1 pseudogene is annotated in these 234 nt (G+C 78.6%); it reads left to right on the forward strand.

Annotated elements, in window-relative coordinates:
- Positions 1-234, forward strand: a pseudogene (locus KVT14_RS21530) (peptidase M24 family protein); the annotation flags it as partial.

The raw sequence follows: 234 nt of genomic DNA on the forward strand, positions 1-234 counted from the left end.
CTGCAGGCCGCGCTGCCCGGGACCGGGTTCCCCGCCGCCACCGCCCGGCTGCCGATGCTGCGCGCGGGCAAGGACGCCGACGAGCTCGCGCGCCTCGCCGCCGCCGGGGCCGCCGCGGACGCGACGTACGAGGAGATCGTGCTCGTGCGGTTCGCGGGCCGCCGGGAGGCGGACGTCGCCGCCGACCCAGCCGACCTGCTGCGGCAGCACGGTCACGAGCAGGAGGACTTCACG

The sequence above is a fragment of the Cellulomonas sp. GbtcB1 genome, from assembly GCF_019091725.1.
Taxonomy (GTDB): domain Bacteria; phylum Actinomycetota; class Actinomycetes; order Actinomycetales; family Cellulomonadaceae; genus Cellulomonas.